The organism is Nocardia sp. CS682 (assembly GCF_004634405.1).
GTDB lineage: Bacteria > Actinomycetota > Actinomycetes > Mycobacteriales > Mycobacteriaceae > Nocardia > Nocardia ninae.
On the sequence record NZ_CP029710.1, the window covers coordinates 6,892,610 to 6,918,939 of the forward strand.

The window sequence follows — 26,330 nt, forward strand, 5'->3', positions numbered from 1 at the left end:
CCGGTCAGTGGGTGCAGCGGAGCAGCGCTTGGCGGAGATTGCGGCTGCGGACATCGTCCAGGACGGCGAGGCCGAGGCGGTTCATCGAGTAGCCGAAGCCGAGACCTGTTGCGGGGTCGGCGAAGCCGAAGGAACCGCCGAGGCCGGTGGTGCCGTAGGCACGCTTGTCGGAGCCGAAGCGGAACTCGCCGCCGGACTTTCGGAAGCCGAGGTGGTAGCGAGTCTTGATGTGCAGCACCAGGTCTCCGGCGGGGACGTCGTCGGCGGTGTCGGCCGCGGCCAGCTGGTCGAGCAAGGCGTCATCGATGGGGAGGGCGCCGGTGCGGCCCGCGGCGGCGCCGTAGACACGGGCCAGCGCGCGGGCGTTGCCGACGCCGTTGGAGCCGGGTAGCTCGACCTCGAGGAACTCGCGTCGGGTCGCCCGCGCGGGACTGCCGGTGCGCGGATTGCTCAGTGCGGCATAGGCGAACCCGCGCTTGGCGGCGATCTCGGCACCGATGCGCAGCGGGAAGTCGCGCTCGTAGCGCAGCGCGTCCATGCCGCGGGTGGCGGCCATGGTGGCGATGCGCTCCAGCCCCTGGTCGGCGGGCAGGCCGATGAAGAAGTCCAGTCCGAGCGGTTTCGCGATGTCCTCGGCGAAGACGCGCCCGAGCGTGCGTTGCTGCGGATCGACTCGCCGCAGCAGTTCGCCCTGATAGAGGCCGAGGGTGATGGCGTGATAGCCGTGCCGGGTGCCCGGTCGCCATGCGGGCTTCTGTGCGGCGAGGATCGGCGCGAGCCCGTCCAGGTCGGCGATCTGACTCAGCCGTACCACCGAGTTCAGGCCGGAGAGCCCCGCCTGATGGTCGATGAGCTGCCGCACGGTGATCTCGCCTTTGCCGTGTGCGGCGAACTCGGGCCAGTACTTCGCCACCGGCTGCTCATAATCGAGCAGGCCCTTCGACACCGCCGAGGCGAGCGTGAACGCGGCGAGGCCCTTCGTCGAGGAGAACACCGGGACGATCGTGTCGCGTTCCCACGGCAGGGTCCGGTGCCGATCGCGATGGCCCGCCCACAGATCCACCACCGGCCGGTCGCCCGCGTACACCGCCACCGCGGCGCCGATCTCGCCGTGCTGGGCGAAGTTGCGCCGGAAGGCGTCGGCGACGGGGCCGAAGCCTGGCTCGACATCGCCGTGGATCGTCAGCTTTTCACTCATGGTCATTCGATGGTAACGGCGTTCTTCTCGTAGGCTCGCTGAGTGCGTTCACTCGAGCAGATCAGGGATTGGCCGGTTCGGCACGCGGCGGCCGCGGTCGTCACCGCGGACGGTGCAGCGGCGAGCGCCGGCGAGGTGGATCGGGTGTTCCCGCTCGCGTCGGTGACCAAGCCACTGGTGGCCTACGCGGTGCTCGTCGCGGTGGAGGAGGGGGCGGTCGAGCTGGACCAGCCCGCGGGTCCGCCGGGATCCACGGTGCGGCACCTGCTCGCACACACCTCCGGACTGGCCTTCGACACCACCGACATTCAGGCCGACCCCGGTACCCGGCGCATCTATTCGAGCATCGGATTCGAGGTGCTCGCGGGATTCGTGGCCGAGCAGACCGAGATCGCGTTCGCGGAATATCTGCACGCCGCGGTGTTCGAGCCGCTGGGCATGACCAGTTCGGTGCTGGCCGGACCAGCCGGGCACGCCGGGCGGTCGACCGCCGCCGATCTGGCTCGTTTCGCGGCGGAATTGCTGAACCCGCGGTTGATCTCCGCGCAGACGCACGCCGAGGCGACCTCCGTCCAATTCCCCGGCCTGAATGGTGTGCTGCCCGGTTACGGTTCGCAGCGCCCCAATGACTGGGGTCTGGGTTTCGAGATTCGGGACGGGAAGACTCCGCACTGGACGGGTAGTTCGAATTCGGGGGAACTTTTGGTCATTTCGGGCAGTCCGGCACCTTTTTGTGGGTGGACCCCGCGTCGTCGTTGGCGTGTCTGGCATTGACCGACCAGAATTTCGGCGACTGGGCGAGAGCGGCCTGGCCGCCCCTCAGTGATGCTGTTATTGCGGAGGCGACGCTCCCACGCAACACGGCGGTGAAGTAACACACGTAACTTCGGGCACTCCAGTACACTCAGGCAACACCAGCAGACGGGTCGTTGGGGAAGACGTCCCCCGTCGACGCTGGAGGTGTTAGTAGTGCGCGCATCGAGTCAGTTCGCGGACGTGACGGCGGGTGTGGTGTATATCCACTCGTCGCCTGCCGCGCTGTGCCCGCACGTCGAATGGGCGCTCACCTCGGCCCTCGCCGCCCCCGCCAAAATGCGCTGGACCGCCCAACCCGCCGACGGCCAACTCCGCGCCACCAGCGAATGGATGGGACCGGTAGGCACCGCCGCCCGCATCGCCCAAGCCCTGCGCTCCTGGCCGGTCCTGCGATTCGAAGTCACCGAGGACCCCAGCGAAGGAGTAGACGGCGAACGCTACTGCTTCGTCCCCGGTCTCGGCCTCTGGCACGGATCCACCAGCGCCAACGGTGACGTCACCCTCGGCGAAATGCGACTACGCGCCATGCTCCAAGCCGCCGGAGAACTCGGAAAATACACAACCTACGACCTCGCCGCCGAAATCGACCGCGCCCTCGGCACGCCATGGGACGAGGATCTGGAGATCTACCGGTACGGGACAGAATCCGGTGCCGAGGTGACCTGGTTGCGGCGAGACGTGGGTTAAGCCCCACCTCCTCGACGTATGGAGCTGGCTCTTGACGACGGTTGCAGCGTGCGTCAAGAGGATGTTTCTTGCGTTGAGTCGTGGTCGGGGATGGCTGTGAGCTGCTGGCCGTTGTTCGGCGGATGCAGGCGGAAGCCGTAGTCGTCCCTGGCGCAGCGCATTTCGATGGTGAGATTCCCGATTCGCTGGTTCGGGTTTGCGATGTGATCACCGTGTCGCCGGAGAATGCTTACGCCCGTTGGGTTTTGCCATCATCTCCGCGGGTGGACGGTGCGTGAATTTCGTTGGGACGAAGCCATTCTTCGAGAATGGCGAAGTCTCCGTCGTCCAGACCGCGGGATGCCTCGACTCGGTGGAGGAGGGCTCGACCCCGGTGGTGGGCGGCTACCCATTCGCGGTCGGACTGGGTGAGCTCGTCATCGATCCAGATGAAGGGGCGGCCCGCGGCCCAGGCGACCAGGGTTCGGGTTTTCCAGTGGAGTCCGAACCACCGATCTTCGTGCTGGTGGTCGTCGGATGAGTCCGGCCAGGCGACTACCGGCAGGTGGGGGAGGCCGAGCCGTGGCGCTATCTCGGTGTTCGCGTCTTCGTTCCAGGTGGTGGCCCAGACCAGGTCGCAGGGGAGTGCCGCGAGCTGACGTCCGACTTCTGGTCGCAGTCTTGCCAAGTGGGAGTTGGGGGTTGGATTGGAACGAGTGGCTATGCCGAACGGGAGTAGCGGCCCGTCGACGTCGAGGAAGAGCAGTGGGCGCTCTTCATCGGTCACTCGTTGCACGATAGTCCTGGGGGACAGGGTCTTTCGGGGCTGGATCGAGCATGCGGTCGAAGAGGCGCTCGAGGAGTTCGGGGGCCGATGCTGCGATGGTGGGGTCGAGGGCGGCTTGGGCCAGGCCGACTACGGCGAAGCTGAGGAGGTGGGCGTCGAGGTCGGTGGTCGGTGCGATGGCGGGGTCGGTGTGGCGGTGGCGGTGCAGGTGGGCGGCGATGACGTCGACGAGGAGGCGGGCTCCGCCTGCGGTGTCGGTCGTGCTGAACGAATCGCCGCCGGTGATGGCGGCGGCGTGGAAGGCGTCCAGGACGATGGTGTCTTGGCGGCGGGTCTCGTCGAGGGGGAGGAGTTCGGTCAGGATGATGCGCAGGGCGTCGCGCGGAGCGGCGTCCGGGCCGAGGTCGGCAAGCCGCCGGCCGAAGCGGAGTGCGCTGTCATCGAGGACGGCTCGCAGAGTCGCGCGGAGAAAATCGCGTTTGGTGCCGAAGTAGTACTGCACCAAGCGAACCGAGATGCCGGCCTCTGCCGCCACGGACTGAAAGGTCGCGGCCTCCAGTCCGCCGCGAGCCATGACGTTGCGCACCGCGGTGGTGATCTCTCGCCGCCGCACGTCGTGGTCAACCAGTTTCGGCATCCACACCACCGCCTCTCGCCCGCCTCCGGAAGGGGTTGATGATACGCCCGTACCAGGTAGCCGCCCGACCTCGACGCCGGTCGTGCTTTGACGAGAGGGAACTGGTGCGGTTGGCCTCTCGGACGTTGCCGACACTGGTTCCCTCTCGGTGCGCGGCTTCGGTCGGGACGAGGCCCCTAGGCGGTGTGAAGGGGAAATTGTGCAACACATCCCGGCACGGTCAGGTCCGTGCCGGGATGTGTTCCCCCCATATTCAGGTATTCAGTTGTGGTGGTGTTCGACGCGGTCGGTGTCAGGAAACGACCGCGTCGACCTCCCTACTTGATGAGCCCACCGTGGTGGTCGTGCACCTTCCCGCGCTGCGCGGCAGCAGCCTTCGGCGTCGTGCCACCGGGCGGGTTGTCGCTGAGCGCGAAGGTCGCAACCGAGTAGGCGATCGCACCGGTGTTCACGGCCAACGCCTTGTCGTTGATGTTGCTGGTCGTGTCACACGCTCCGTGGTAGCAGGCGTCGTAAGGCTTGCCCGCCTCACCACCGAACATCTGCTGCTCCTCAGGGGTCTTGATGCCCTCGGCTCCGGTGAACAGCCCGCCTGCGGGGATCCCCGCCGCGATGAACGGCCCGTAGTCCGAACGCCCGTCGAGCGGCGTGCTGACGTGCGGCAGACGGAGGAAATCGAAGTAGCGGGCAAAGGCCTTCTCGATCTCGGCGGAGCCGGCCGGACCCGCACTACCGTCGTAGATCTTGTACGCGAAGTTCGGCGAACCGATCATGTCGAAGTTGAGGTAGAGCCGGATCTTGTTGCGCTCCGCCTCGGGCAGGGTCGCCACGTAGTGCTCCGAGCCGAGCAAGCCCAACTCTTCGGCACCCCACCAGGCGAACCGGACCTTGTTCTTCGGCGGTAGCTGGGCCATCCGCAGCGCGACCTCGAGCAGCCCGGCACTGCCGGACCCGTTGTCGTTGATGCCGGGACCCGCGAGCACGGAGTCGAGGTGCGCACCGGCCATCACGACCTTGTCCGCGTTGCCCCGCTTGCTCTCCGCCAGCACGTTGTGGGTCTTGCGCATGGTGCTCTCGGTGTCGGTCTTCAGCCGGACGACCGTGTTCGCCGGGGAGGCGAGGTCCTGGCCGACGGCGAAGCTGACGCCGACCACGGGCACGGTGACGCCTGGTCCGCCGAGCGTTCCGGTGAAGGTGTCGGTCCGGCCGGGCTGCCCCTCGTTGAAGATGATCACGCCGGAAGCGCCTGCGGTCTGGGCGTTTCGGGCTTTGTCGGCGAAGGGGCAGGTGCCGCGCTGGATGAGCGCGATATTGCCCGCGGTGAAGCCGGCGAAGTCCTGGGCCTCGCAGCCGGAGGTCGAGCTCGGTTCCGGCGTGGGCGGCAGGGTCAGGTCGACGGCTTGCACCGTGGCGTTCGCGGTACCCGAACCGGAGTAGGTCAGGGTGGCGAAATCGCCGAGCTCACTGCTGCCGGGCGGGGTCGGCTTGTAGGTCTTGGCTTCGGGGGAGACCTGTTCCATGGCCGCAGTCGACCGTTCCCGGAAGAACGGGAAGTCGAACTGTTGCGTTGTCACCTGGTAGCCGGCGCCGCGCAGCTTCGCGGCGACGTAGTCGCGGGAGGCGTCGTAGCCTGGCGTGCCCGAGGCGCGGGTGCCGCCGTTGGCGGTGGCGAATTTCTGGAACTCCTGCAGGTGCCTTTTGATGTTCGGTGCCTGCATCGAGCTGGCCAATTGTTGCTCGGGCGGTGCGGCGGGTTCGGCGAATGCGGACCCGGCGAGTGCGAGCGAGAAAACGAGCGGCAGCGCGGCGGCTGCGGGGACTACGCGGCTGGCTCTGACGCGGCTGAAAATATGGGGCATGTCGGCTCCTCCAAAGGGACGGAAAAATCCCGATAGTCGGAAGTTAAGCCGCTACGCCGCTTCGGTGGTACCCCAGTTCAAGTGGGGAAAGCCATTGCCCCGGTTGGTTTTCTGCAACCGGTTGGCACAGTTCCGCATTAACGCCATCTGCACGGTCGGCTACTTCACCTCAGCCGGCGTGTGCCGACGGAATACGATGCAGGGAACTGCTCGGCACGCTTGATGAGATTGATTGCCACGCACGTTATTACGGCCGAAGAACGCCCGATTCGGCGTCGTATAAGAGGACGCGATCCGGTTGCGGGATTACCCAACCCTCGGTGCCCACAGCCGGTTCTTCGGCTTCCGGCACGGTGACAGCGACGGTGAAATCGTCTGCCTGCACGGTAACCAGAGACGTCGCGCCGAGGTGTTCCACCGTGGATACGGTGCCGTGCAATGCCCCCTTTAGGGGGGTGGTGGAGTAGGCCAGATATTCGGGCCGGGCTCCCCAGATGACCGACGAATCCAGCCCGACGAGCTCGCCGGGGATCAGGTTCATCGGGGTGGAGCCGATGAAGTTGGCGACGAAGGTATCGGCGGGGCGGCGGAAAACCTCGCGGGCGGTACCGAGTTGGCGGATCTGCCCGTTCGACATCACCGCGATCCGGTCGGCCAGCGCGAGTGCCTCGGCCTGGTCGTGGGTGACGAACACCGTGGTCACGCCGAGTTCGTGTTGCAGCTTCTTCAAGAAGGTCCTGGCCTCCAGGCGCAGCCGAGCGTCCAGGTTTGACAGTGGCTCGTCGAACAGAAATACCTTGGGGTGGCAGGCCATTGCCCGCGCGAGTGCCACCCGCTGCTGCTGCCCGCCGGACAGCTCGGCTGGGCGGCGCGCCATCAATCCGCCCAGCGACAACTGATCCCCGGTCTCGTGCGCCTTCGTCGCCCGGGTGCGGCGATCGGTGCCGCGGACCTTGAGCGGATAGGCGATGTTGTCGACCACCGTCATGTGCGGGAACAGCGCGTAATCCTGGAACACCATGGCCACGTCGCGGCGTCCAGGCGACAGCCGGGTGACGTCCTTCTCGCCGATCCGAACCTGCCCGCTGGTAGGGGTTTCCAGCCCGGCGATGGTGCGCAGCAGCGTGGTTTTGCCACACCCGGACGGACCGAGCAGTGCGAAGAACTCCCCGTCCTCGATCGTGAACGACAAGGCGTCGAGAGCCGTCACGTCGCCGGGGAAGACCTTGGTCAGGTCCGTCAGATCGATCTGCGCCATCTAGGACTTGATCCCTCCGTGGAGCCGGAAGCCGTAGCGCCGGTTGACGAACAGGTACATCAGCACGACGGGAATCGAGTACAGCAGCGAGAACGCCGAGATCGGCCCCAGCTGTGCTCCACCGCCCTCGTCGTAGAAGGTGCGCACCACCACCGCGGCCGGTTGCTTCTCCTGGTCGCGCAGCAGCAGGAACGGCACCAGGTAGCTGCCCCACACGTTCACCACGGTCCACACCGCGATGGTGGCCAGCCCCGGCCGGGCGACCGGCACCACGATGTCGCGCAGGATGCGCAACGGCCCCGCCCCGAACACCCGCGCCGACTCCTCATAGGACCTGGGCACCGAGTCCATGAAGTCCTTCAGGATGAAGATCGCCGCGGGCAACAACCCGCCGGACAGCACCAGCACCACGCCCAATTGCCGGTCCAGCAGACCCATCTTCCAGATCATCAGGAAGATCGGCACCATCGCCGCGGTGCCGGTGACCACGCTGGACAGCAACAGCAGCAGGTAGAGCAGCGCATCACGGCCGGGAATCCGGACCCGCGACAGCGCGTATGCCGCCAGCGCCGCGCCGGCCACCACCAGCACCATGCTGGCGACGGACAGCAGTACCGAGTTCCATAGCGAGCCCATCGTCAGGTCGTTCTCGAACAGCGCCGAAAAGTGCTGGAGCGTCGGCTTTTCCGGTACCCGTGGCGCATACCCGGGGTTGGCATCGAACGGCGCGGAGGCGAGCCACAGCATCGGCAGCGCGAAGAACCCGGTCAGCACCGCGACGAACGTATAGAACCCGATGCGCGAGACGATCTGTCGTGGGCTCATGCTCGCCTTCCCTCAGATACTCGGCGCAGCACCGTGATCGGGGCGCTCACGACGTTCTCCGTCGCAGCAGCCGCAGATAGAACAGCGCCAGCACCAGGTTGATCAGCAGCATCAACACCGACGCGGCGGCACCGTAGCCCAACGCCCCGTCGTCGATTCCCTGCCGGTACAGGAAGATCGGCAACGTCTCGCTGCGATGGTTCGGCTCACCCCGCGTCAACAGGTACGGCGTGAAATCGTTGAAGGTCCACAAGCTGATGAGCAGGGTATTGGTCAGGATGTGCCCGCGCATGCTCGGAAAAACGACGTCCCGCAACGTTTGTGGTCCGGACGACCCCGCCAGCCGCGCGGTCTCCACATGTGACGGCGGCACCGTGGACAGCGCCGCCGAGTACAGCAGCATCGAGAAAGCGGTGCCCCGCCAGATGTTGAACACGATGATGACGGCCAGCGGTTGCTGGATCATCCAGGCGTATCCGGGACTGTTCAGCAGTCGGTTGGCGCTGCCCTCATCGCGATCCAGCATGGCGATCCAGAGCACCGCGACCACACTGGCCGGCAGGATCCAGGCCAGCAGCACCAGGCTTTCCACCATCGCGCGCACCCAGCGGGCGGCCTTGCGCATCGACCAGGCCAGCGTGAAGCCGAGGACGTTCTGTCCGATGATGGCAGAGCCGAAGACGAACAGCAGCGTGATCCAGACGCTGTTCCCGAACAGCGGGTCCCGCAGTGCCTTCGCGTAATTGTCCAGTCCCACAAAGGAAACGTCCACCGAGGTGCGCCCGGACACGGTGAGGTCGGTGAGCCCGATCCACAGCAGCCACAGCGCCGGGAACACCAGGAACGCCGCGATCAGCAAGAGCGCAGGCGTGACGAACGCGCTCGCCTTCCAGCGCCCCAGACCGGCAACGTCGGTGTCGGGCCCACCCTGCCCGACCTTGATAGCTGCGGGGCCCGGGGTCGTGGGGTCAGTCACCGGCCACCTTGTCCTTGCCGCCGACCGCCTCCTCCACGGCTTTGCCGTATGCCGCAGCGGCATCGGCGGTGCCGGTGCCCGTGACCACATCCAGCGTCGCCTGCTGCAACGCCTTGGACACCTTGGTGTACTCCGGTAGCGCGGGACGTAACGACGTGATCGGCAGCACCTGCTCGGACACGAAGGTCAGCATCGGATCACCGCCCAGCGCTTCGGCATTCACATCTTGGCGCGCGGTGATCCGTGGCCCGCCACCGGCGAGTAGCTCTTTGAACGCTTCGGGCGAGTTCATGAATTGCAAGAGCTCCCAAGCCAATCCGACGTTCTTGCTCTTCGGATTGATCACGCGTCCGCCACCGCCGGACATGCTCACGAAGTCTTGTCGGCGTACCCCGGTGCCGGGCGTAGCGGCCGGGATCTTCGCCCATCCCACCTGGGTGTCGCGCTCGGCCATCGGGAAGCTGCCCCCGGTCGGGTTCAGCACGCCGCGCCAGAAGTAGTCGCCCTCCAACAGGATTCCCACCTGCCCCTTGGCGAATTTCTCGAAGCTCTTCTCCCGGCCCTTGGCGTCCTGCTGCAACTCCGCATCGCCCAGCCGCTCGCTGTACACCGTGCGGTAGAAGTCCAGCACCCTGCGGAATTTCGCGGTGTTGCCGACCCACTTGCCGCCCTCGAACAACGTGCTGCCCGTGCCCGCCAGCAGCGGCAGCACGCCCTGGGTGGTCGTCGCCTCGCCGAAGCTGGTGCCCGCGTTCAGTTGCACCGGAGTGACGCCGGGGACCGCTTTCAACTTCCGGCCTGCCTCCAGCACCTGATCCCAGCTCGTCGGCTGCCAGTCCGCCGGTAAACCCGCCTGCGCGAACAGCTTTCGGTTGAAGAACAACACCCGGCCATCGGTCTCCTGCGGTATGCCATATTGCACGCCGTTGTAGGACGTCAACTGCCGCACGGTGTCCGGCATGTGCTGCCAGCCGTCCCACGCCTGGACTTTGTCCGCTCCGACCAGCTCGTCCAACGGCCTGATCTGCTCGCCCTCGGCGAACTCGCCGACCCAGATCCCGTCCAGTGACACCACGTCGGCGCCGGTACCGGTCTTCAGATCCTTCGCGATCCGGCTCTTGTAATCCTCGTCGGGCACGCCGGTCGCCTGGAATTTCACCTTGACGGTGACGCCCTTGGCCTTTTGCTGCTCCACGAATTTCGGGATGACCCAGTCTTCGATCCATTTCGCCTCGGCCGCGTTCTTGCCGCCCGCCGAGTTGATGGCGTTCGCGGTGATCGTGAGCGACTGCCCGTCGCCGTCGTCCCCGCAACTCGCCGTCCCCATCAAGAGCGCGCTTGCGCTCACCACCGCCGCGAACACCCGCCAGTTCGATGCCATGGGGTCCTCCTGAAAGGCAGATCCATCCTCACTCCGACGTTGTCACAAGACGCCGCCCACCGACGCGCATTCATGGAATAGGCCCCAATATTCGGGGCGCGGCGGACCGGCCCGAGCCGCCGATTGCGCCGGAGAAATGACCGCACTGTGGAGAATGGGGGTTGTGTGTTGATCACGTTCCCCGACCCGATCGGAGCCACCGCTATGCACGATGACCGTCGGTTGATCGAGGACCGCCTCGGGCGGGTGCTGATGGAGCGGATCATGCCCGCGGTCTACCCGGCGTCGGTGCCGCTGACCGCGTCGATCTGGGTGGCGCCGGATGAGCCGGTGCCGGTCGCCGAGGGCTTGGCCGCGCCACGGACGCCGATCCAGTCCGGTGCGCCGTGGGGCGCGCCGTGGGGGACCAGCTGGCTCACCGTCGAGGGGACGGTGCCCGCCGAGTGGGCGGGCAAGACCGTCGAGGCGATCATCGACCTCGGTTTCGACCGGAACATGACCGGCTTCCAGTGCGAAGGGCTGGTCTATCGGCCGGACGGATCGCCGGTCAAGGGCCTGCACCCGCGTAACCAGTGGGTGCGGGTGGCCGCCCCGGCGGTCGGCGGTGAGCAGGTGCTGCTGCACGTCGAGGCGGCGTCGAACCCGATCATTCCCTTCTTCGCGCCGAACGCCCTCGGCGACAAGCTCACCGCAGGCACGGAACCGCAATACCGGCTCGGTCGAATGGATCTCGCGGTACTCGACGAAGAGGTCTGGAACCTGGTACTGGACCTGGAGGTGCTCGGTGAGCTGATGCACGAGATGCCGGAAGACCCCGCGCGCCGCTTCACCATCGTCCGGGCGATCGAGCGGGCACTCGACGCCGTCGACTTGCAGAACGTCAACGCCACCGCGGCCGCCGCACGGGCCTGCCTGGTCGATGTGCTTGCCGCACCGGCGATCCCGTCCGCGCACCTGATCTCCGCCGTCGGGCACGCGCACATCGACTCGGCGTGGCTGTGGCCGCTGCGCGAGACGGTGCGCAAGGTGGCGCGCACCACCGCGAACATGACCGCGCTGCTGGCCGACGAACCGGAGTTCGTCTTCACGATGTCCCAAGCCGCGCAATACGACTTCATCAAGCAGCACCGGCCCGAGGTCTACGCGAAGGTGAAAGAGGCGGTGGCAGCCGGGAGATTCGTGCCCACCGGCGGCATGTGGGTGGAGGCCGACACGAATATGCCCGGCTCCGAGGCGATGGCGCGGCAGTTCGTGCACGGCAAACGGTTCTTCCTGGAGGAGTTCGGCGTCGACAACCAGGAGGTGTGGTTGCCCGACACGTTCGGATTCGCCGCGGGGCTGCCGCAGATCATCAAGGCGGCCGGTGCCAAATGGCTACTGACGCAGAAGATCTCCTGGAGCCAGATCAACAAGTTCCCGCACCACACCTTCCTGTGGGAGGGCGTCGACGGTACCCGGATCTTCACGCACTTTCCGCCGGTCGACACCTACAACTGCACCATGCACGGCCGCGAGATCGCGCACGCCGCGCGCAATTTCAAGGACAAGGGGCGTGCGTCGAGGTCGTTGGCGCCGACCGGCTGGGGTGACGGTGGCGGCGGGACGACGCGGGAGATGGTCGCGAAGGCGGCGCGGATGAAGAACCTCGAAGGTTCGCCGAAGGTGTTCTGGGACAAGCCCGCCGAGTTCTTCGCCAACGCCGAAGCCGAGTATCAGAACCCGCCCGTCTGGGTGGGGGAGTTATACCTGGAGTTGCACCGCGGCACGCTGACCAGTCAGTCGAAGACCAAGCAGGGCAACCGGCGCAGCGAGCATCTGCTGCGGGAAGCCGAGCTGTGGGCTGCGACGGCGGCGGTGCGCAAGAACGTCGAGTACCCGTACGCGGCGCTGGACCGGCTCTGGAAGACGGTGCTGCTGCACCAGTTCCACGACATCCTGCCCGGTTCGTCGATCGCGTGGGTGCACCGCGAGGCGGAGCAGACCTACGCGGTGGTGGCCGAGGAGTTGACGGCGCTGATCGAGCGGGCCAAATGGGTGCTCGGCGGCGAGCGGGTTGGGCCGAACGCCTTCAATCCGGCACCGCACGTGTGGCGCTCGATTCCGGCCGGGGCGGCGGGGCCGGTGGCGGCGGCTCGTCCGTGCGCGGTGACCGAGCGCGCGGGTGGCGGGTACGTGCTCGACAACGGGCTCGTGCAGGTCGAGGTGGATGCGCGCGGCCTCGTAGTGTCGGTGTTCGACGTCGAGCATCTGCGTGAGACCCTTCCGCCGGGGTCGGTCGCGAATCTGCTGCAGCTGCACCCGGATCTACCGAACTCGTGGGACGCCTGGGATGTCGACATCTTCTACCGCAACCGGGTCACCGATCTCACTGAGGCGGACTTCGTTGTGGCAGAACCGGATTCAGGAGTAGTGCGAATCGGCCGGTCGTTCGGCTCCTCGACCGTCGAACAGACCCTGACGCTGCACGAGTGGGCCCTGGAGATCGAGACCAGCGTCGACTGGCACGAGACCGAGAAGTTCCTCAAACTGGCCTTCCCGCTGGACATCCACGCCGATCGCTACGCCTCGGAGACCCAGTTCGGGCACCTGTTCCGGCCCACCCACACCAACACCAGCTGGGAGTACGCGAAGTTCGAGGCCTGCGCCCACCGGTTCGTCCACTTCGCCGAGCCAGGGTGGGGCGTGGCGCTCGTCAACGACGCCACCTACGGTCACGACGTCACCCGCACGGTGCGGGCCGACGGCGGGACGACGACAACGGTGCGCGCCTCGCTGCTGCGCGCACCGCGATTCCCGGATCCGCAGACCGACCGCGGTGTACATCACTTCCGGCATGCGCTGCTCCCCGGTGCCGCGATCGGGGACGCGGTGAATGCGGGCTACCGCGTCAACCTCACTCCGCCGACGCCGGGTGTCGCCGAAGCCGTCGAGCCGCTGTTCGTCATCGACAACGACGCCGTGGTGACCAGCGCGGTCAAACTGGCCGACGACGGCAGTGGCGATGTCGTGCTGCGCGTTTACGAAGCGCAGGGCGGCCGCGCCTCGGCCTTGGTGACTCCCGGGTTCGACGCCGCCGGATTCCAGGTGTGCGATCTGCTGGAGCGGCCACTGCCTGCGGACAGCTCCGCGAGCCCGGAAGATATGGCAGTCCGCTTGCGGCTGCGGCCTTTCCAACTCGTCACGCTTCGATTCGCCCGTTCGGTCGCCGCCGAATAGCCTGCGGTAACGACGTATTCGAGAGAGACTCGGGGACAGCAGGCGCAGCGTCGAGATCATCGGCGTTCGTGACCCCTCGGCGCCACCAGCCGGGCCGGTCCTGCGCCGGGTTACCGAAAGGACTTCCACCATGGGACGCCGCAGTACGATTTCCCTTCTCGGCCTAGCCCTGTCTGCCGTTCTGGTCGTCGGTTGCGGCGCCGACTCCGGCAACGGCGCTGCGGTGACGTCCGTGGCGCCGCCCAGCCCGTCGACAACCGTCGTTCCATCCGTACCAGGCGCGCCGCCGCGGGTCACGATCCTGGCCACCGGCGGCACCATCGCCGGAAAGGCCAACGCGGAACCGGGTGTCGGGTACAAGGCAGGGCAAGCCAGCGTGCAAGACCTGATCTCCGCGGTGCCCGGCCTCGACAAGATCGCGACGCTGCAAGCGGAGTCGATCGCCAATATCGGCAGCCAGGATATGAACGAGGAGATCTGGCTCACCTTGGCGCGCAGGATCAATCAGCTCTTCGCGGACAACGCCACCGATGGTGTGGTGATCACCCACGGCACCGACACGATCGAGGAGACCTCGTTCTTCCTGGACAACGTCGTGGCTACCGACAAGCCGGTGGTGCTGGTCGGGGCCGTGCGCCCGGCCAACGCGCTGAGCGCGGACGGACCGGCCAATCTGCGCGCCGCCGTCAGCATTGCCGCGGCGCCCGCGGCACGGGGGCGTGGCGCGATGGTCGTGCTGAACGACACCATCCACAGCGCGCGCGAGGTCACCAAGACGCACACCTCGAGCATGCAGACCTTCGCCTCACCCAACACCGGGCCTGCGGGGTACGTGTCCGGAGACTCGATCCGGTTCGTCACAACACCGCAGTCGCACACGCGTCCGCGTTTCCCGGTGCCGGACGGTTCGTCGCTGCCACGCGTCGATATTGTGTACTCGCATGCCGGTATGCGCCCGGACCAGGTCGATGACGCGGTCCGGCACGGGGCGAAAGGCATTGTGCTGGCCGGGGTCGGCGACGGCAACACCGCCAAGGCGGTGCTCGATGCGCTCGCCAAGGCCAACGACGACCGCGTGGTCGTCCGTTCGACCAGGGTCGGCTCCGGTGAGGTGGTGCGCAACGCCGAGGTCAACGACGACGAGCTCGGTTTCGCCACCTCCGCCGACCTGAACCCCGCGAAGGCCCGCGTGCTGTTGCAGCTGCTGCTGACCGTCGGCATCACCGACCCGGTGCGCGTCCAGCAGGAGTTCAACGCCCGATAGGCCAGTTGCTTCAACCGGAGTGCGGAATCGGGCAGGTCTGCGTCGTTTGCGGGTCGTCGAAATACTGTGCGCAGAGGCGCAGGCGGCGCGCGTCCAGCACCATCCAGGTGCCCAGGATGAGCTGGGTGAGGCCGCGCCAGACGTCCTCGAAACGGTCGCGCAGTCGGAGTGCGGTCAGTGTCGCGCGCACCAGGTTCGGCGAGGGCGGGTCATCGGTGGACAGGAGGAGGCAGGGGGCGCGATGGGGGATGGAGCGGGTGTGCGAGACCGACGAGCGTAGTCGGTAGCGGTCCAGCACTGTTCGGGTGACCGTGCGCATCGCGATGGGGGAGAGGCGCCAGGCCGGGCACGGACGATTGGCTGCTACGCCGAAGGGGATGTGGTGGGTGTCCTTGGCCCGCTGGGTGGTCCAGCGGTCGGGGTCGAAGCGGTCGGGGTCGGTGTGGCCGGTTCGCTCGAACTCCTGATAGTTGAAGCACAGCACGGTTCCGGCGGGGATGGCGCTGCCGTCGCCGACGTCGATGTCGGCGGTGGTGATCCGGTGCGCGATGCCGAAAAGTGGGAATTGGCGCAGTGTTTCGTCCAGGACGTGATCCAGGTATGCCGTGTCCGGTTCGGCGAGGATGCGGCGCTGTACATCTCGGTGCTGGGCGATCGCGAGCAGGAGGTGCGCCATGCCCTCGGACATCTGTACGACGGCAGTGTTGAAGAACGCGCCCTGTAGGTAGTGGGCCTGCTCGCGTCGGCTGAGCAGCGTGGGGAGTTGGTGCGGCACCTCGCCCGCATCGATCCTGGCGAGCAGGTACCGGGTGAGGCGGTCGCGTCGGCGCATGTGGCGCAGCCCGGTACATTTCAGCGACGTCACCACGTCGTCGGCGTTGCCGACAATCAGGTTCCTGGCGGTTGGTGGGCATGGTTCGCGAAAGACCAACTCGTAGAAGAACTCTGCCCAGATCGGCATCATCAGGTCGCGTAGTCGAACGAGAGTCAGTGGCCGGGGCGGCAGTTCGTCGAGTACCCGGCGGGCGCAACGGTCGGCGAGCCGTTCGATCTCGGCAGTGGGCAGGGACAGCACGGCTCGGGTGGTTCGTGCCGCCTCGTCGTAGCGCGGGCCGTCCTCGAGGTGCTCCTGGTGTACCTCTGGTCCGGGCGCTAGCCAGTACCAGAACAGATCGGATAGCGCCGCGCCTCGGCTGCGTCCGTTGGCGGCCGGGTGCGCGTACAGCCGCAGGAAGAGCTCTGGGCCGCCGCGTTCGCCGGGAAGAGTGATCTCGTTGCTGCCGTTGACTTTCGCGAAAATCCACACCCGCAGAGTCACCACGGCCTGGGGTAGCCAGCGGGAGACCGCCCAGAGTGCGCCCGCGGTCGCCAATATCGACGTCGGCCTGGTCATCGCGCCGCCCCTCGGGTGGTGACCAGACTCGCGTTGAGTTTGGACAGTGTGGCCACCCCGCACAGCGTCAGCGTGTGTTCGATCTCCGCGCGGAGGTTGTCCAGCACTTCGGTGACTCCTTTGGCGCCGCCGACGGTCAGGCCCCACAGCACCGGTCGTCCCACACCTGCCGCCGTGGCGCCCAGTGCCAACGCCAGCACGACATCCGAGCCGCGGCGTACTCCGCCGTCGAGGAAGATCGGGATCCGACCGGCCACTGCGGCGGTGATGGCGGGCAGGGCGTCCAGGGTTGCGGGGGCGAGGTCCAGCTGACGTCCGCCGTGATTGGACACCAGGATCGCGTCGGCCCCGTGCTCCACTGCCAGCCGCGCGTCCCCGGGGTGCAGGATCCCTTTGAGCACCAAGGGAAGTCGCGTCGCCTCGCGGAGCCGGGCGAGATGGTCCCAGGTCAGGTCGGTCGACATCGCGATCCGGCGGACGCCGCTTTCGGTCGCGCCCGGTAAGCCCCGCATGTTTTCCGCGTACATGCCGGCGGGCAGGTCGTGAAAGTTGTGGTGGTCGTCCCGGGTTCGGTGACCCAACGCCGGAGAATCGACCGTCACCACCAGCGCCGTGCAACCCGCCCGCTCGGCTCGCCGGATGAGTTCGTCGGTAACCTCCGGCTCGGGCTGTACGTAGAGCTGGAACCACACGCGCGCGTCTCGGTCGACCTCTCTTGCGGCGGTGGTGACTTCATCGATGGCTACCGTTCCGGCCATGCTGGCGATGTGGACGATCCCGGCCGCGGCCACTCCTCGGGCGGTGGCCCGCTCACCCTCCTGATGGGCCAGTCGGTGGAACGCAGTGGGGGACACGAACACCGGCATGGTGCTCGGGTCGCCGAGCAGATCTGTCGCGATCGACCGGCCGGTGGTGTCCCGTAAAACCCTGGGCAGCAGGGCAAGCCGACGGAAAGCCTGTTCGTTATCGGCCATGGCGAGCTCGTCTCCGGCCCCACCGGCGAAGAAGTCGTAGTGCGCCGGCTCGAGCAGTTCCTTGGCTTGTTGCTCCAGCGCGACCAGGCTGGTCACCGCATCGGCTCCGGCGCGCGCAGAGCGGTGTCGAGGAAGTCGGCGAGGGGCTTGCGGTGCACTGTTTCGTGCGTCCACTCGTTCTCGAGGTTCTCGGTGATGTGGTGCTCCGCGATCTGCCCGTCGATGCGGTACTGCCGCAGCACCGGGTGCAGGTAGCGTCCGTCCAGGGCGTGCTCGGCGTCGGACTGCGCGATGCGGCGGGCATTGATGTCGAATGGGTCGAGACGGTCGTGGTCCTTGCCGTATTCAAGGGTGATGACCAAGTAGGTGTCCACCTCGCCGAGGAAGCCCGCCGCGACGGCGTCGGCGACGAAATCGACCGGTAGTTCCTCCCAGTACCGTGCCGAACCGTCCGCGCTGAGCGTGACTACGTCGCCGATAAAGCCGAACAGTTGCCACAAGGCGGAGGTCCGGTTCACCCGCTCCAGAATTGCCGCACCGACTTCGCCTGCACTGCCCGACAGTTGGCGGTGCGGCCACTTCTGGTTGTGGTGGCGTTGTTCCAGGATCCGGTGCAATGCCCGTGTCGCGTACCGGAAACCGTGGATGAAGGCGCTGGTGGACTTCTTGAAATCGCGTTCCTGCGTGATCGTGCCCGCGAAGTACAGGCCCGGCACGTTGATCGATTCCCAGGCCGAGGTCTGGGCCGGGAACCGATCGTTGATCGCCAGGCTGGGCCTGCATTCCGGTGCGAAAATCGAGGCGTCGAACCGGAATCCGGTCGCCACGAGCACCCGGTCGTAGCGGATGTCCTTGGTGACTTCGTCGGCGCGGGAGAAGCTCACCGTCACCAGGTACGACGAATCCGGTTGCCGGGCGATGTCGACGACATTGCCGTCCAGGATCGCGTTCTGCGATTTGAGCTGGTAGGTGTCCAGGAAGTTATTGTTGACCGCGCGCAGATGGCCGAGGAAGTGCGTCTGCCAGGCGAGCCGGAGGGAATGCGGACCGGCGACGTGGATGACGGCGGCGCGCTCGATCAGGTTGTCGGCGGTCTCGAAGGCCGAGTTGCCTTTTCCGATGATCAGCACTCGCTGGTTGGTGAAATCCGCTGGATCTGTCGACATTTCGCTGTAGAGCTCGGCGGTCTCGATGCCAGGGATTTCTGGGACATAGGGTTTCGAGACGCCGGTTGCCACGATCAACCGCCGCGCACGCAGCACATTGCCGTGCTGATCGACGGCTTCGAAGCCATCGGGCCGGCTGATCCGTTCGATCCGCGTGTCGTACTGGACCGACAAGCCCTGTGTCGCAGCGAAATCACCGAGGTACCGGACCATGTCGTCGGCGGCGGGGAAGAAGCGCTGGGTGTATTCCTTGAACAGCGGCCCCGCCAGCAGCGAGTTCCAGTCCATGCGCAGGTTCAGTTCGGGGTCGTCCCAGCCGGTGTACACCTTGTTGATGGAGATCAGCTGGCGGTGCCGAGGGAACTTGCTGAAGAAGGTGCCGGGAGCCTCGCCGGCCTCCACGATCAGGTAGTCGCGGCGGGCCTGCTGCAAATGGTGGCCCATTTGGAGGCCGGCCGGCCCAGCGCCGATTACCAGGTAGTCGAGTTCGGGCAAGGTCTCCTCCAAATATCGTGCGGTTACCGGGGATACAGCTCCAGCAAGGCCTTCTTGTCCGGCTTGCCGCTCGCCGCGATCGGGGCCTCCGGCACCACCGTGTAGGACTGTGGCACGCTCGACTCGCCGAGTTCAGTGCGCACCAAGGCGGACAGGGCGGTCGAGTCCGGTACGCGGTCCGCGCGGGGAACTATGAAGGCGTGCACAGCTTCTCCGCAGCGGTCATCCGCCGCACCGACGACGTAAGCCTGATCGACATCCGGGTGGCCGGCCAGCACTCGCTCGATCGGTCCGGCGTATACCGGGAGTGCGTCCACGATGATCACGTCGCGTGCACGGCCGGTCAGGTAGAGGTACCCGTCGTCGACGTAGCCGAGGTCACGGGTGCGGATCCAGCCGTCGACAAGTACCTCGGCGGTTTCGGCGGGGTCGCCGAAGTACTCCGACATCATGTAGTCGGTGCGCACGTAGATCTCACCGTCGCGGATGTCCACCTGCACGCCGGGCAGCGGACGGCCGACCGAGGCGAGGATGCCGTTGTCGATCTCGCGGGGTGTCAGCGTGGTCAGACCGCCGGTCTCGGTCTGCCCGTAGGCCTGGTGCACCACCGGGCCCAACAGCTGCACCGCCTCCGCCAGTCGATGCGGGGCGAGTGGTGAACCGGCGACCACCATGGCACGCAGGGTGCTGGTGTCCGTTGGCGCGCCGCGCAGGGTGTCCAGCATTTGGTAGAGGCGGGGCACGTTCATGATCGTGGCGGTGATTCGTAGCCGCGCTATGACCTCGGGAAAAAGTTGGGGGCCAACGGGTTCCGGGATCACGGCGGTGCCGCCGTCGAGTAGGCATAATCCGAGGTAGTCCTGCACGACCGCGCTGGCCAGCGTGCCGAACAGGAGGTAGCGGTCGGTGCAGGCAGCCAGCTCTGCGGTGTCCTGGCTCCAGGTCTGCTTGCCCCAAGTCCAGTGGGTGGACATCGCCCGGTAAGTCTGGGCACAACCTTTGGGCAGGCCGGTGGTGCCGCTGGTGTAGCAGATCCGGGCGAAGTCCTCCGGACGCGCTTCGATTGTCAACGGCTCGGCCGGACTTCGTAGCAGAGTCGCTACCCGTTCGTCGTCCAGAACGGCGTCGACTCCGTTGGTCAGTACGTGCCGTTGTTGTCGCTCGCTCAGGCCCGGCCGAACGCCGATTACTCGGCAGCCCAGGGTGAATGCCGCGAGGTACGCGGCGAGTGACTCGGCACTGACGTCCAACACCATGGCCACGCCGCTGCCCGGGCCGAGTCCTGACCGCCGCAGGCCCGCGGCGATCGTGCCCATCATCGTGACCAGCTGACCTCGGGTGACAGCGCGAGATCCATGCTCGACCACCACTTTTCCCGGTTCGGCATGCAATGCCTGCACGATCGACTCGGGGAAGCTCACGGTTCGGATGATAGTGATTTCAGGGTTGGGATACTTTGAGATTCAACAAGTTTGGCCGAGTCGCCAGTAGGTCGCGCTCCGGCCTTGGCGCACAGGCTGTCTCGACCTACCACGACGTGATGCCTGACGCGCATTCGTCGCTCACTGAGCGGCGCCCGGACCTGCGAGCGAGGTGACGTCGTTCGCGTGCATAGGCCGATTGCAATGCGCGCAACGCAGTTCGGCATTGCTGATTTCACCGCACGCGTTATGGCGGTAGAGCACGGGCGGGCCCGCGGTGCCCGACTGCCATTTGTCGCCCCAGCCCCGTCATGACGATGAGCAGATCGATCAGTTCGGTGCCCTTCTCGGGGAGGACGTATTCGTACCGTGGCAGCTGGTCATAGGCTTGCCGTTCGAGGACGCCGTGCTCCTCAGTCACGGCCCAGCCCCGGTTTCCGCCCGGCAGACCTCGTGACCACCAGCATCGAAGATGCCATCGCCGCCGCTCGCGACCCTCGCCGATGGCAAAGACGTCAGCCTCATGGGCGGCGGCGTCCTGACCGCCGCGCTGCAAGCCGGCCTCGTCGATGAAGTGGTCCTCCACCAGATCCCGATCCTGCTCGGCAACGGCCGCCCCTTCTTTCAATCCCTCCCTGAACACGTCCGACTCCGGCTCATCGAAGCCATCCCCGCCCCAGCGTCACCCACCTGCACTACGAGGTCCAGCGATGACCCTCCATCCCGAAGTGCGCCGCATCCTCGACGGCGCCCCCAACGCCCACCTGGCCACCCTGCTCCCTGACGGATCCCCGCACACCGTCCGGGCTCGAAGGCGACGCCGCCTGGGAGATAATCGACCGCCTCGCAATCAAATACACCGGAAACTCCCTACGGCCGTGACGAGGAGCGAGTCGTCGTTCTCAACGAGCCCGACAAGCAGATCTTCAGCCGAGAACTACCCCCGAAACCCGCATGCGGTTCGGGGGTATTTTCGTGTCTTTCGCAGGTGCAGTTGAACTTCCGCTGGCTGCTGTCGCTGCGACGGGGCATGGGCGCGTTCGATATTGGTCGCATCTATGTAGATCTCGTATACGTAGATGCGATCTACATGAATGCCGAACTGGCAGGCGGCGGGGGTGTGCAGCCGTTGGGTTCAGCGGCAGGTGCTCTAGGCGATAGGCCGCTCGTGCGTCCTCAATGGGCAGACTTGACCCGCAAGTTGGTCACGCGCAGCCGGGCCAGTGCGCATGCCTACCTCGGGTAGATGTCGCGGAACCCTTCGCGGACGGTCGTCGCGCCTCCTGCCTCTCGGTCTGCGATCCCGGCGACCACCTAGGCGACGCGTCAGGAGTTCGGCACCGGCGGTCGGGATTCCACCGCCGTCAGGGTCACGTGTGCCGCTTCGATCTCGAGGTCCGAGCGACGCGGACCGTATGGCGGAAGCTATGTATTCGGCAGCGGAAGAGCGACGCTCGTTGGTGGTGGTCCTCGACAGGGAACTACGGGCTGATATTTGGCCCCTTTCGGCGAGCGGCCCTACCTGTACCAACGACCACGTCCAAATCGAGATGTTGTTTGAGCAGGAATTTCAACTCGTCGCCTTCGATCAGCTGGATCCGCCCGTGCCGCTCAGCGAAGTCTTTGCTTGCCTTTCCGAACCAAGAAGTCGTGACAAGTACGCCGCGGCTTGCCCGCAGATCATCCATCACGCCCGCGAGCGCACGCACTGCGTCGACCTCGACGACGCGGCTGTAGCGTTTCGCCTGGATAACGCAGACACCGCCCATGATTGGATCCTTATTGATCGCCACACCATCGACGCCGTCGTCTCTGGATGCCTGCGTCACCCACGACTCCATACCCATTGCTTCGAACAGTTCCCGCACCAGGTGTTCGAATTCAGCTGGCCTGAGATCAAGCAGAACGGGTCGGGCGTCCAGCCCTGCGGCTACATCCACGGCATCTATGAACTTGTACCGAGATAAGTCGGGATCGAAGATCGGCCGGATGGGTTCAAGGTCCCACGGGTGCGGGGAGACCAATGCGTTGAGATGGCGTAGGCAGTCGACCGGACTCAGTTCGGTCAGGATGAATCCGCTGAATTGATCGCGGGTGGCCGAGACGCTGATCAGGCACAGATCCGTTGGTCTGCCCGTTGCCTTATCTGTGCCAGCCACCTGTGCATTGACCGCCACTTCGCATACCAGCGTTGTCGGTTGGACAGCGAAAGCGTCACGCATGGTCAGCAAGACCAGTTGGGCAAGCAGGTCCGTATACATCTGTCGGACCTCCTTGGCGGGCCGTGGCGTCGGCACGATCTCGTCTCGGGTGCGCACATATCGGAATTCTCGTTCTGCGGGGACGACATCTATTCCAGGCAGCCGTCGGACGACCAGTAGTCGTCGCGCCTCTGGCTGGTACGCGACATCCGCATCGATCGGAAGTTCAGTCGGAAGTTGAGATGCTTCGAGGAACAGCTCGAAAACCTCGGCTATCAGTGCGGGGTCGCGCGCTTCGACACCTTGTCGGAGTTCTTCGACTCGGGCATTGTGCTCGGCAGCTACTTCCGCCCGACCTTGTTCTTCTGCTTGGTGCCGGTCGGCGGCCATAGCGAGGGCTGTTTGACGTTCGCGTTCACGGCGAGCATGCCATTCGATCGCTTCGTTGAACGCGGATTGTCTCTGCTCGACCCGCCGTTGGTAGCTGGCGCGAAGCAATCTCCGCAGGCCAGTGGGCTGAGGTGGCGCGAACTGTTCCCATAGGGGAGTGGGTATCGGCGTCGCTAGGACTGGGTCGGGCACGAAGGGTTGTGGCGTGAATACCTGGTTGAGATGATCGAGCGCAAAAATCCGATCCGCTCGACTGTGATTGACCAGAATGGACCCCAGTTCGGTGGCTTGTTCCCGAACTGTTGCCGACAGTTGAGCCGCATAGGACTGCTGTTGCTCGATGTGAAATGCTCGTTGTTCCCGCGCGGCTTGAGCTGTCGCCCGCTCGGCGGCCTTCAACGCGCGCAGTCGCTCCCGCTCTGCCTGTTCGAGCAACCGTTGCTGCTGCGCTCGGTATCGCTGTTGTTCGCGCTCCTTCAGCATCGCCTGATACTGCAATTCAGCTAGGAAGCCACGTCTACGCCGTGCCACCTGCAACCCCCTCTCGGCATGGGCTCAGCTTATCGCCGTACCACAATCCGGCGGGTCATAGTGAGAAGACTGTGTGCGGTATTGCGAATCTGCCCTGTTATCGTGGCGCAGCTCAAAACGTTGCAGTCGCCGGCGGACTGCACGAGCCCCACAAGCTAACTAACTCGCGTCGCCTCAGGCGTGGAGAGTCCGCAGCCTGGCGGCGCGCAGAACTCGCCTCGGCTGCGGCCAGCCAAGGGAACCACCGGCTGCGCTCGGCTACTGTTGTGCGCCTTCTTGCTGTGGATCTCGGAATTCCCATATGGCGGCGAGGCCCAGCTCCTTTCTCGCGGCGGCCACGAACGAGTCCTGGGCGGTCCATAGCTCTTTGAATAGCTCGGATGGTATTTCGCTCGCACTATGCGTCCCTCGCGCTGCGGCTACCTGCCGTGCAGCGGTCAGTACGCGCAAGCCAGCTCTCGCTGTTTCTATGGACTCGTAGGCCAACCTGGCAGAAACCCATGCGGATTCGAGTCGCTCCTTGTACGGGCGCCCCGCCTCGTCGAAGAACGGCATGAGTTCACCGGTGGTCCATGGATGGGGTGTTGCTGAGATGCGTGCCTCTGGGGTAACCGCGAAGGCGACATATTGCCGGTACGCCGCTGCGAACTCGTTGTAGGTCGCCATCCGAATGTCTCGCCACTCGCGCTGGTGGTCACGACGCCACTGACGGTCTTGGTTCCGGATGGCGAGCCATCCGCCGAGTAGGACACCCGACAGAACGGCTAGTGCAGATATGGCGTTGCCGAGCACACTCATTTTGCTCCTCCCACCGACTCCTCTACAGCATGAGGTACAAGACATGAAGAGTGGAGGGTTTGAAAGCGGGAGTGGTGTGCCCGCGGGATTCCTTGCGGGTCAGGTGTCCGCCGTATGGCAGCGGGTGTTGACGCGTCGGGTTGACGGTCGAGGTTCGACCGGCAAACCCCGTGGAGAACTCACCGGTTCGGCGGGCGGCCGACTGATCACTACGGGGTGATGACTCGGTTCATGGCTGTGCTCCGAGTTGTCGGCGATATTGCGCTCGAGCCCAGACCGAGTAGTCTGTGACATGCATCACATTTTGATCATGCGCGCAGGTTACGACAGCACCGCGGGTGGGGTGGGTGTCGCATCACGAGTCGGCGGCGCGGACCGCCGTCGAGTCGACCCTCGAAGAGTGGTGACTAGCAATGGGCCCGAACAGCACAGCCGTGGACCGGCTATCCGATGCGGGCCGTGCAGCCGCCGATCCTTCAGAAATTCGGGGACTGTAGTGGCTAGGAGAACAATCATGTCTGGTTTGGTACGCAAGAGTTTCGATTCGCCCGAGGAGACTCGCACGTTCGAGGACGGCAAAGGAAAGCTCGATCTGGTCAACCTCGAGGCCGGCGCGGTGGGTAGGGCGATTTTCGAACCCGGCTGGCGTTGGTCGGAACACGTGAAGCCGATCGCGCAGACCGACAGTTGCCAAGCGCCGCACATGGGGTACTGCGTCTCGGGACACATGGTGGTGGTCATGGACGACGGCGAGAAGCAGGAATACGGCCCTGGCGACTTCATGATGGCGGCACCCGGACACGACGCCTGGACGGTCGGCGACGAACCGTGCGTCATGATCGATTGGCAGGGTTTCGACGACTACGCCAAGCGGTGAGATCCGGCTTCGGGCAGCCGAAAAGGCCACCGGGCACGGACCCCGAGCGCGATGATTTCTGCAGCTGTGTCTCGTCTACACATCAGAGCCGATTCATCCGAACCTCGGGAGAAACCGTGACTGAGCAGACCACCAAAGCCCTTCCTCCAGTCGTCGATCAGCAGACCTGGCGGGCCGCGCTCGACGAATTGCGTATCCGGGAGAAAGCCGCCACCCGTGAACTCGACGCCATCGCCGCGCAACGCCGCAGGCTGCCGATGGTCGAGCTCCCGGATTACACGCTGATCGGTCCGGGTGGCCCCGTCCGGCTGGTCGACGTATTCGACGGGCGTTCCCAACTCATCGTCTACCACCACATGTGGTCCGACGGCGCGGAATGGCAGTGTGGCGGCTGTACCGGGCTCACGTCGCAGTGGGCCCGGCTGGGCTTCCTCGAACCCTACGATGCCCGCTTCGTCATCGTCACCAACGGGCCCATCGAAGAAGCGTTGGCGTACAAGACAAAAGTCGGCAACAAAATGGACTGGTACTCCTCGTCGGAGAGCTCGTTCGGTGCCGACGTCGACGCGCCGCCCGGCGGGGAATTCGGAGTGAACGTCTTCCTCCGCGACGGCGACAAGGTCTACCGCACCTGGCACACCACTGGCCGCGGCACCGAACAGCTCAGCTACACCTTCGCACTGATCGACACCCTGCCGTGGGGCCGCCAGGAGGAATGGCAGGATTCACCCGACGGTTGGCCGAAGTCGCCGACCTACTCCAAATGGCTCGGCTCGCCCGACGTCGCCCGGCTCTACGGCCCGAACGGAGCTGCTGTCGCGAGTCCCAGTGGGCAGAACAGCTGAATTCATCTCGGCCACAAGGTGATTCGCACCGGTGAAATGGGGGTGGACGGCCGCTAGGGGCTGGGTCAGGGTTGAGGGCAAGATCGCGCTTCGGCCGGGGAAGGCGTAGCGAGCCCGGCGCGATCAAGTGGCTCTCACTGATGGCATCGGTAGCGTCTGTCCGGTGCCTCGGGTTGGCGTGCGCGCTCCTGGCGCGCTGCCGCGCGCACAGCGGTGGTGTCGGAACCGCACCTGCTGGCGAAGACCGTCGGCGACGCGCCGGCGGGCAGCGGCCCGCGGCTGGTCGTGGTCCGGCTGGCCGACCGGCCACCGTTCCCGCCGGACGCGATCGGCTGATTTGGTACCGGAAGTCGTCA

At 65.8% G+C, this 26,330-nt stretch carries 21 protein-coding genes and 1 pseudogene; 7 read left to right on the forward strand and 15 right to left on the reverse strand.

Translation table 11 applies throughout. From position 1 onward, the window contains the following. Positions 1-4 precede the first annotated feature (4 nt). The gene (locus DMB37_RS31140) at positions 5-1,198 is read right to left on the reverse strand and encodes a serine hydrolase domain-containing protein (RefSeq protein WP_135235727.1); all 1,194 of its coding nucleotides are present in this window, start codon (positions 1,196-1,198) and stop codon (positions 5-7) included. Between the two features lie 42 nt (positions 1,199-1,240). Between DMB37_RS31140 and DMB37_RS31145 the strand changes: the two are divergent. Both DMB37_RS31145 and DMB37_RS31150 read left to right on the forward strand, forming a co-directional pair. Further along, positions 1,241-2,073 (forward strand): annotated as a pseudogene (locus DMB37_RS31145) (serine hydrolase domain-containing protein). 94 nt (positions 2,074-2,167) lie between these two features. Then, a complete protein-coding gene (locus DMB37_RS31150; RefSeq protein ID WP_135235728.1) occupies positions 2,168-2,701 on the forward strand; it encodes a DUF3145 domain-containing protein in 534 nt (177 codons plus the stop codon). 229 nt (positions 2,702-2,930) lie between these two features. Here DMB37_RS31150 and DMB37_RS31155 read toward each other — a convergent pair whose 3' ends face one another. The 7 genes from DMB37_RS31155 to DMB37_RS31185 all read right to left on the reverse strand — a co-directional run bounded on the left by DMB37_RS31155 (position 2,931) and on the right by DMB37_RS31185 (position 10,403). Further along, positions 2,931-3,467 carry an HAD domain-containing protein gene (locus DMB37_RS31155; protein WP_135235729.1) on the reverse strand — a complete coding sequence of 179 codons (537 nt, stop codon included), beginning with the start codon at positions 3,465-3,467 and terminating at the stop codon, positions 2,931-2,933. Beyond that, positions 3,457-4,104, reverse strand: coding sequence for a TetR/AcrR family transcriptional regulator (locus tag DMB37_RS31160; protein WP_135235730.1), 648 nt, complete (start codon positions 4,102-4,104; stop codon positions 3,457-3,459). Before DMB37_RS31160 ends, DMB37_RS31155 begins: the two co-directional genes overlap by 11 nt. Before the next feature lie 317 nt (positions 4,105-4,421). Then, positions 4,422-5,963, reverse strand: a complete 1,542-nt coding sequence (locus DMB37_RS41830; RefSeq protein WP_107654993.1) for a M28 family metallopeptidase — start codon at positions 5,961-5,963, stop codon at positions 4,422-4,424. Between the two features lie 247 nt (positions 5,964-6,210). After that, on the reverse strand, positions 6,211-7,221 hold the full coding sequence (locus DMB37_RS31170; protein WP_135235731.1) for an ABC transporter ATP-binding protein: 1,011 nt from the start codon (positions 7,219-7,221) through the stop codon (positions 6,211-6,213). Beyond that, positions 7,222-8,046: a carbohydrate ABC transporter permease gene (locus tag DMB37_RS31175; RefSeq protein ID WP_135235732.1), complete on the reverse strand. Its 825-nt coding sequence runs from the start codon at positions 8,044-8,046 to the stop codon at positions 7,222-7,224. Positions 8,047-8,092: 46 nt separating this feature from the next. Continuing rightward, positions 8,093-9,022, reverse strand: a complete 930-nt coding sequence (locus tag DMB37_RS31180; protein WP_135235733.1) for a carbohydrate ABC transporter permease — start codon at positions 9,020-9,022, stop codon at positions 8,093-8,095. Further along, positions 9,015-10,403 carry an extracellular solute-binding protein gene (locus DMB37_RS31185; RefSeq protein ID WP_240771736.1) on the reverse strand — a complete coding sequence of 463 codons (1,389 nt, stop codon included), beginning with the start codon at positions 10,401-10,403 and terminating at the stop codon, positions 9,015-9,017. The genes DMB37_RS31180 and DMB37_RS31185 overlap by 8 nt, the downstream gene beginning before the upstream one ends. Positions 10,404-10,607: 204 nt before the next feature. Here DMB37_RS31185 and DMB37_RS31190 point away from each other — a divergent pair, with 204 nt between their 5' ends. Continuing rightward, positions 10,608-13,619 (forward strand): glycoside hydrolase family 38 C-terminal domain-containing protein, encoded by a 3,012-nt coding sequence (locus DMB37_RS31190; protein WP_135235734.1) that lies wholly within the window; start codon positions 10,608-10,610, stop codon positions 13,617-13,619. Positions 13,620-13,749: 130 nt separating this feature from the next. Then, positions 13,750-14,883 carry an asparaginase gene (locus DMB37_RS31195; RefSeq protein ID WP_135235735.1) on the forward strand — a complete coding sequence of 378 codons (1,134 nt, stop codon included), beginning with the start codon at positions 13,750-13,752 and terminating at the stop codon, positions 14,881-14,883. Positions 14,884-14,893: 10 nt separating this feature from the next. On the opposite strand, the gene DMB37_RS31200 is transcribed toward DMB37_RS31195, so the two are convergent. The 5 genes from DMB37_RS31200 to DMB37_RS41495 all read right to left on the reverse strand — a co-directional run bounded on the left by DMB37_RS31200 (position 14,894) and on the right by DMB37_RS41495 (position 20,975). Continuing rightward, positions 14,894-16,276: a cytochrome P450 gene (locus DMB37_RS31200; RefSeq protein WP_135235736.1), complete on the reverse strand. Its 1,383-nt coding sequence runs from the start codon at positions 16,274-16,276 to the stop codon at positions 14,894-14,896. After that, positions 16,273-17,346: an alpha-hydroxy acid oxidase gene (locus tag DMB37_RS31205; protein WP_135235737.1), complete on the reverse strand. Its 1,074-nt coding sequence runs from the start codon at positions 17,344-17,346 to the stop codon at positions 16,273-16,275. The genes DMB37_RS31200 and DMB37_RS31205 overlap by 4 nt, the downstream gene beginning before the upstream one ends. Further along, positions 17,343-18,911: an NAD(P)-binding domain-containing protein gene (locus DMB37_RS31210; protein ID WP_135235738.1), complete on the reverse strand. Its 1,569-nt coding sequence runs from the start codon at positions 18,909-18,911 to the stop codon at positions 17,343-17,345. Before DMB37_RS31210 ends, DMB37_RS31205 begins: the two co-directional genes overlap by 4 nt. Before the next feature lie 23 nt (positions 18,912-18,934). Then, the gene (locus DMB37_RS31215) at positions 18,935-20,332 is read right to left on the reverse strand and encodes a class I adenylate-forming enzyme family protein (RefSeq protein ID WP_135235739.1); all 1,398 of its coding nucleotides are present in this window, start codon (positions 20,330-20,332) and stop codon (positions 18,935-18,937) included. A 247-nt stretch (positions 20,333-20,579) separates the two neighbouring features. Beyond that, entirely contained in the window at positions 20,580-20,975 is a 396-nt protein-coding gene (locus tag DMB37_RS41495; RefSeq protein WP_240772621.1) for a winged helix-turn-helix transcriptional regulator, read from the reverse strand. On the opposite strand from DMB37_RS41495, the gene DMB37_RS41500 reads away from it, so the two are divergent. Beyond that, a complete protein-coding gene (locus DMB37_RS41500) occupies positions 20,856-21,116 on the forward strand; it encodes a dihydrofolate reductase family protein (RefSeq protein ID WP_240772596.1) in 261 nt (86 codons plus the stop codon). The genes DMB37_RS41495 and DMB37_RS41500 overlap by 120 nt on opposite strands. A 697-nt stretch (positions 21,117-21,813) precedes the next feature. Here DMB37_RS41500 and DMB37_RS31235 read toward each other — a convergent pair. Further along, positions 21,814-23,406, reverse strand: coding sequence for a restriction endonuclease (locus tag DMB37_RS31235; RefSeq protein WP_206055047.1), 1,593 nt, complete (start codon positions 23,404-23,406; stop codon positions 21,814-21,816). A gap of 306 nt (positions 23,407-23,712) precedes the next feature. Further along, positions 23,713-24,252: a hypothetical protein gene (locus DMB37_RS31240; RefSeq protein ID WP_135235740.1), complete on the reverse strand. Its 540-nt coding sequence runs from the start codon at positions 24,250-24,252 to the stop codon at positions 23,713-23,715. 514 nt (positions 24,253-24,766) lie between these two features. Here DMB37_RS31240 and DMB37_RS31245 point away from each other — a divergent pair. Together DMB37_RS31245 and DMB37_RS31250 are read left to right on the forward strand one after the other, a co-directional pair. Next, a complete protein-coding gene (locus DMB37_RS31245) occupies positions 24,767-25,129 on the forward strand; it encodes a cupin domain-containing protein (RefSeq protein WP_135235741.1) in 363 nt (120 codons plus the stop codon). 116 nt (positions 25,130-25,245) lie between these two features. Further along, positions 25,246-25,974, forward strand: a complete 729-nt coding sequence (locus tag DMB37_RS31250) for a DUF899 family protein (protein ID WP_135235742.1) — start codon at positions 25,246-25,248, stop codon at positions 25,972-25,974. The last annotated feature ends 356 nt before the right edge of the window (positions 25,975-26,330 follow it).

What these genes read in the sequence shown, in the direction of transcription:
- DMB37_RS31140 (WP_135235727.1), bottom strand. Translation starts at nt 1,198, where the DNA reads ATGAGTGAAAAGCTGACGATCCACGGCGATGTCGAGCCAGGCTTCGGC.
- DMB37_RS31160 (WP_135235730.1), bottom strand. Translation starts at nt 4,104, where the DNA reads ATGCCGAAACTGGTTGACCACGACGTGCGGCGGCGAGAGATCACCACC.
- DMB37_RS41830 (WP_107654993.1), bottom strand. Translation starts at nt 5,963, where the DNA reads ATGCCCCATATTTTCAGCCGCGTCAGAGCCAGCCGCGTAGTCCCCGCA.
- DMB37_RS31170 (WP_135235731.1), bottom strand. Translation starts at nt 7,221, where the DNA reads ATGGCGCAGATCGATCTGACGGACCTGACCAAGGTCTTCCCCGGCGAC.
- DMB37_RS31175 (WP_135235732.1), bottom strand. Translation starts at nt 8,046, where the DNA reads ATGAGCCCACGACAGATCGTCTCGCGCATCGGGTTCTATACGTTCGTC.
- DMB37_RS31185 (WP_240771736.1), bottom strand. Translation starts at nt 10,403, where the DNA reads ATGGCATCGAACTGGCGGGTGTTCGCGGCGGTGGTGAGCGCAAGCGCG.
- DMB37_RS31190 (WP_135235734.1), top strand. Translation starts at nt 10,608, where the DNA reads ATGCACGATGACCGTCGGTTGATCGAGGACCGCCTCGGGCGGGTGCTG.
- DMB37_RS31195 (WP_135235735.1), top strand. Translation starts at nt 13,750, where the DNA reads ATGGGACGCCGCAGTACGATTTCCCTTCTCGGCCTAGCCCTGTCTGCC.
- DMB37_RS31200 (WP_135235736.1), bottom strand. Translation starts at nt 16,276, where the DNA reads ATGACCAGGCCGACGTCGATATTGGCGACCGCGGGCGCACTCTGGGCG.
- DMB37_RS41500 (WP_240772596.1), top strand. Translation starts at nt 20,856, where the DNA reads ATGGGCGGCGGCGTCCTGACCGCCGCGCTGCAAGCCGGCCTCGTCGAT.
- DMB37_RS31235 (WP_206055047.1), bottom strand. Translation starts at nt 23,406, where the DNA reads ATGCTGAAGGAGCGCGAACAACAGCGATACCGAGCGCAGCAGCAACGG.
- DMB37_RS31240 (WP_135235740.1), bottom strand. Translation starts at nt 24,252, where the DNA reads ATGAGTGTGCTCGGCAACGCCATATCTGCACTAGCCGTTCTGTCGGGT.
- DMB37_RS31245 (WP_135235741.1), top strand. Translation starts at nt 24,767, where the DNA reads ATGTCTGGTTTGGTACGCAAGAGTTTCGATTCGCCCGAGGAGACTCGC.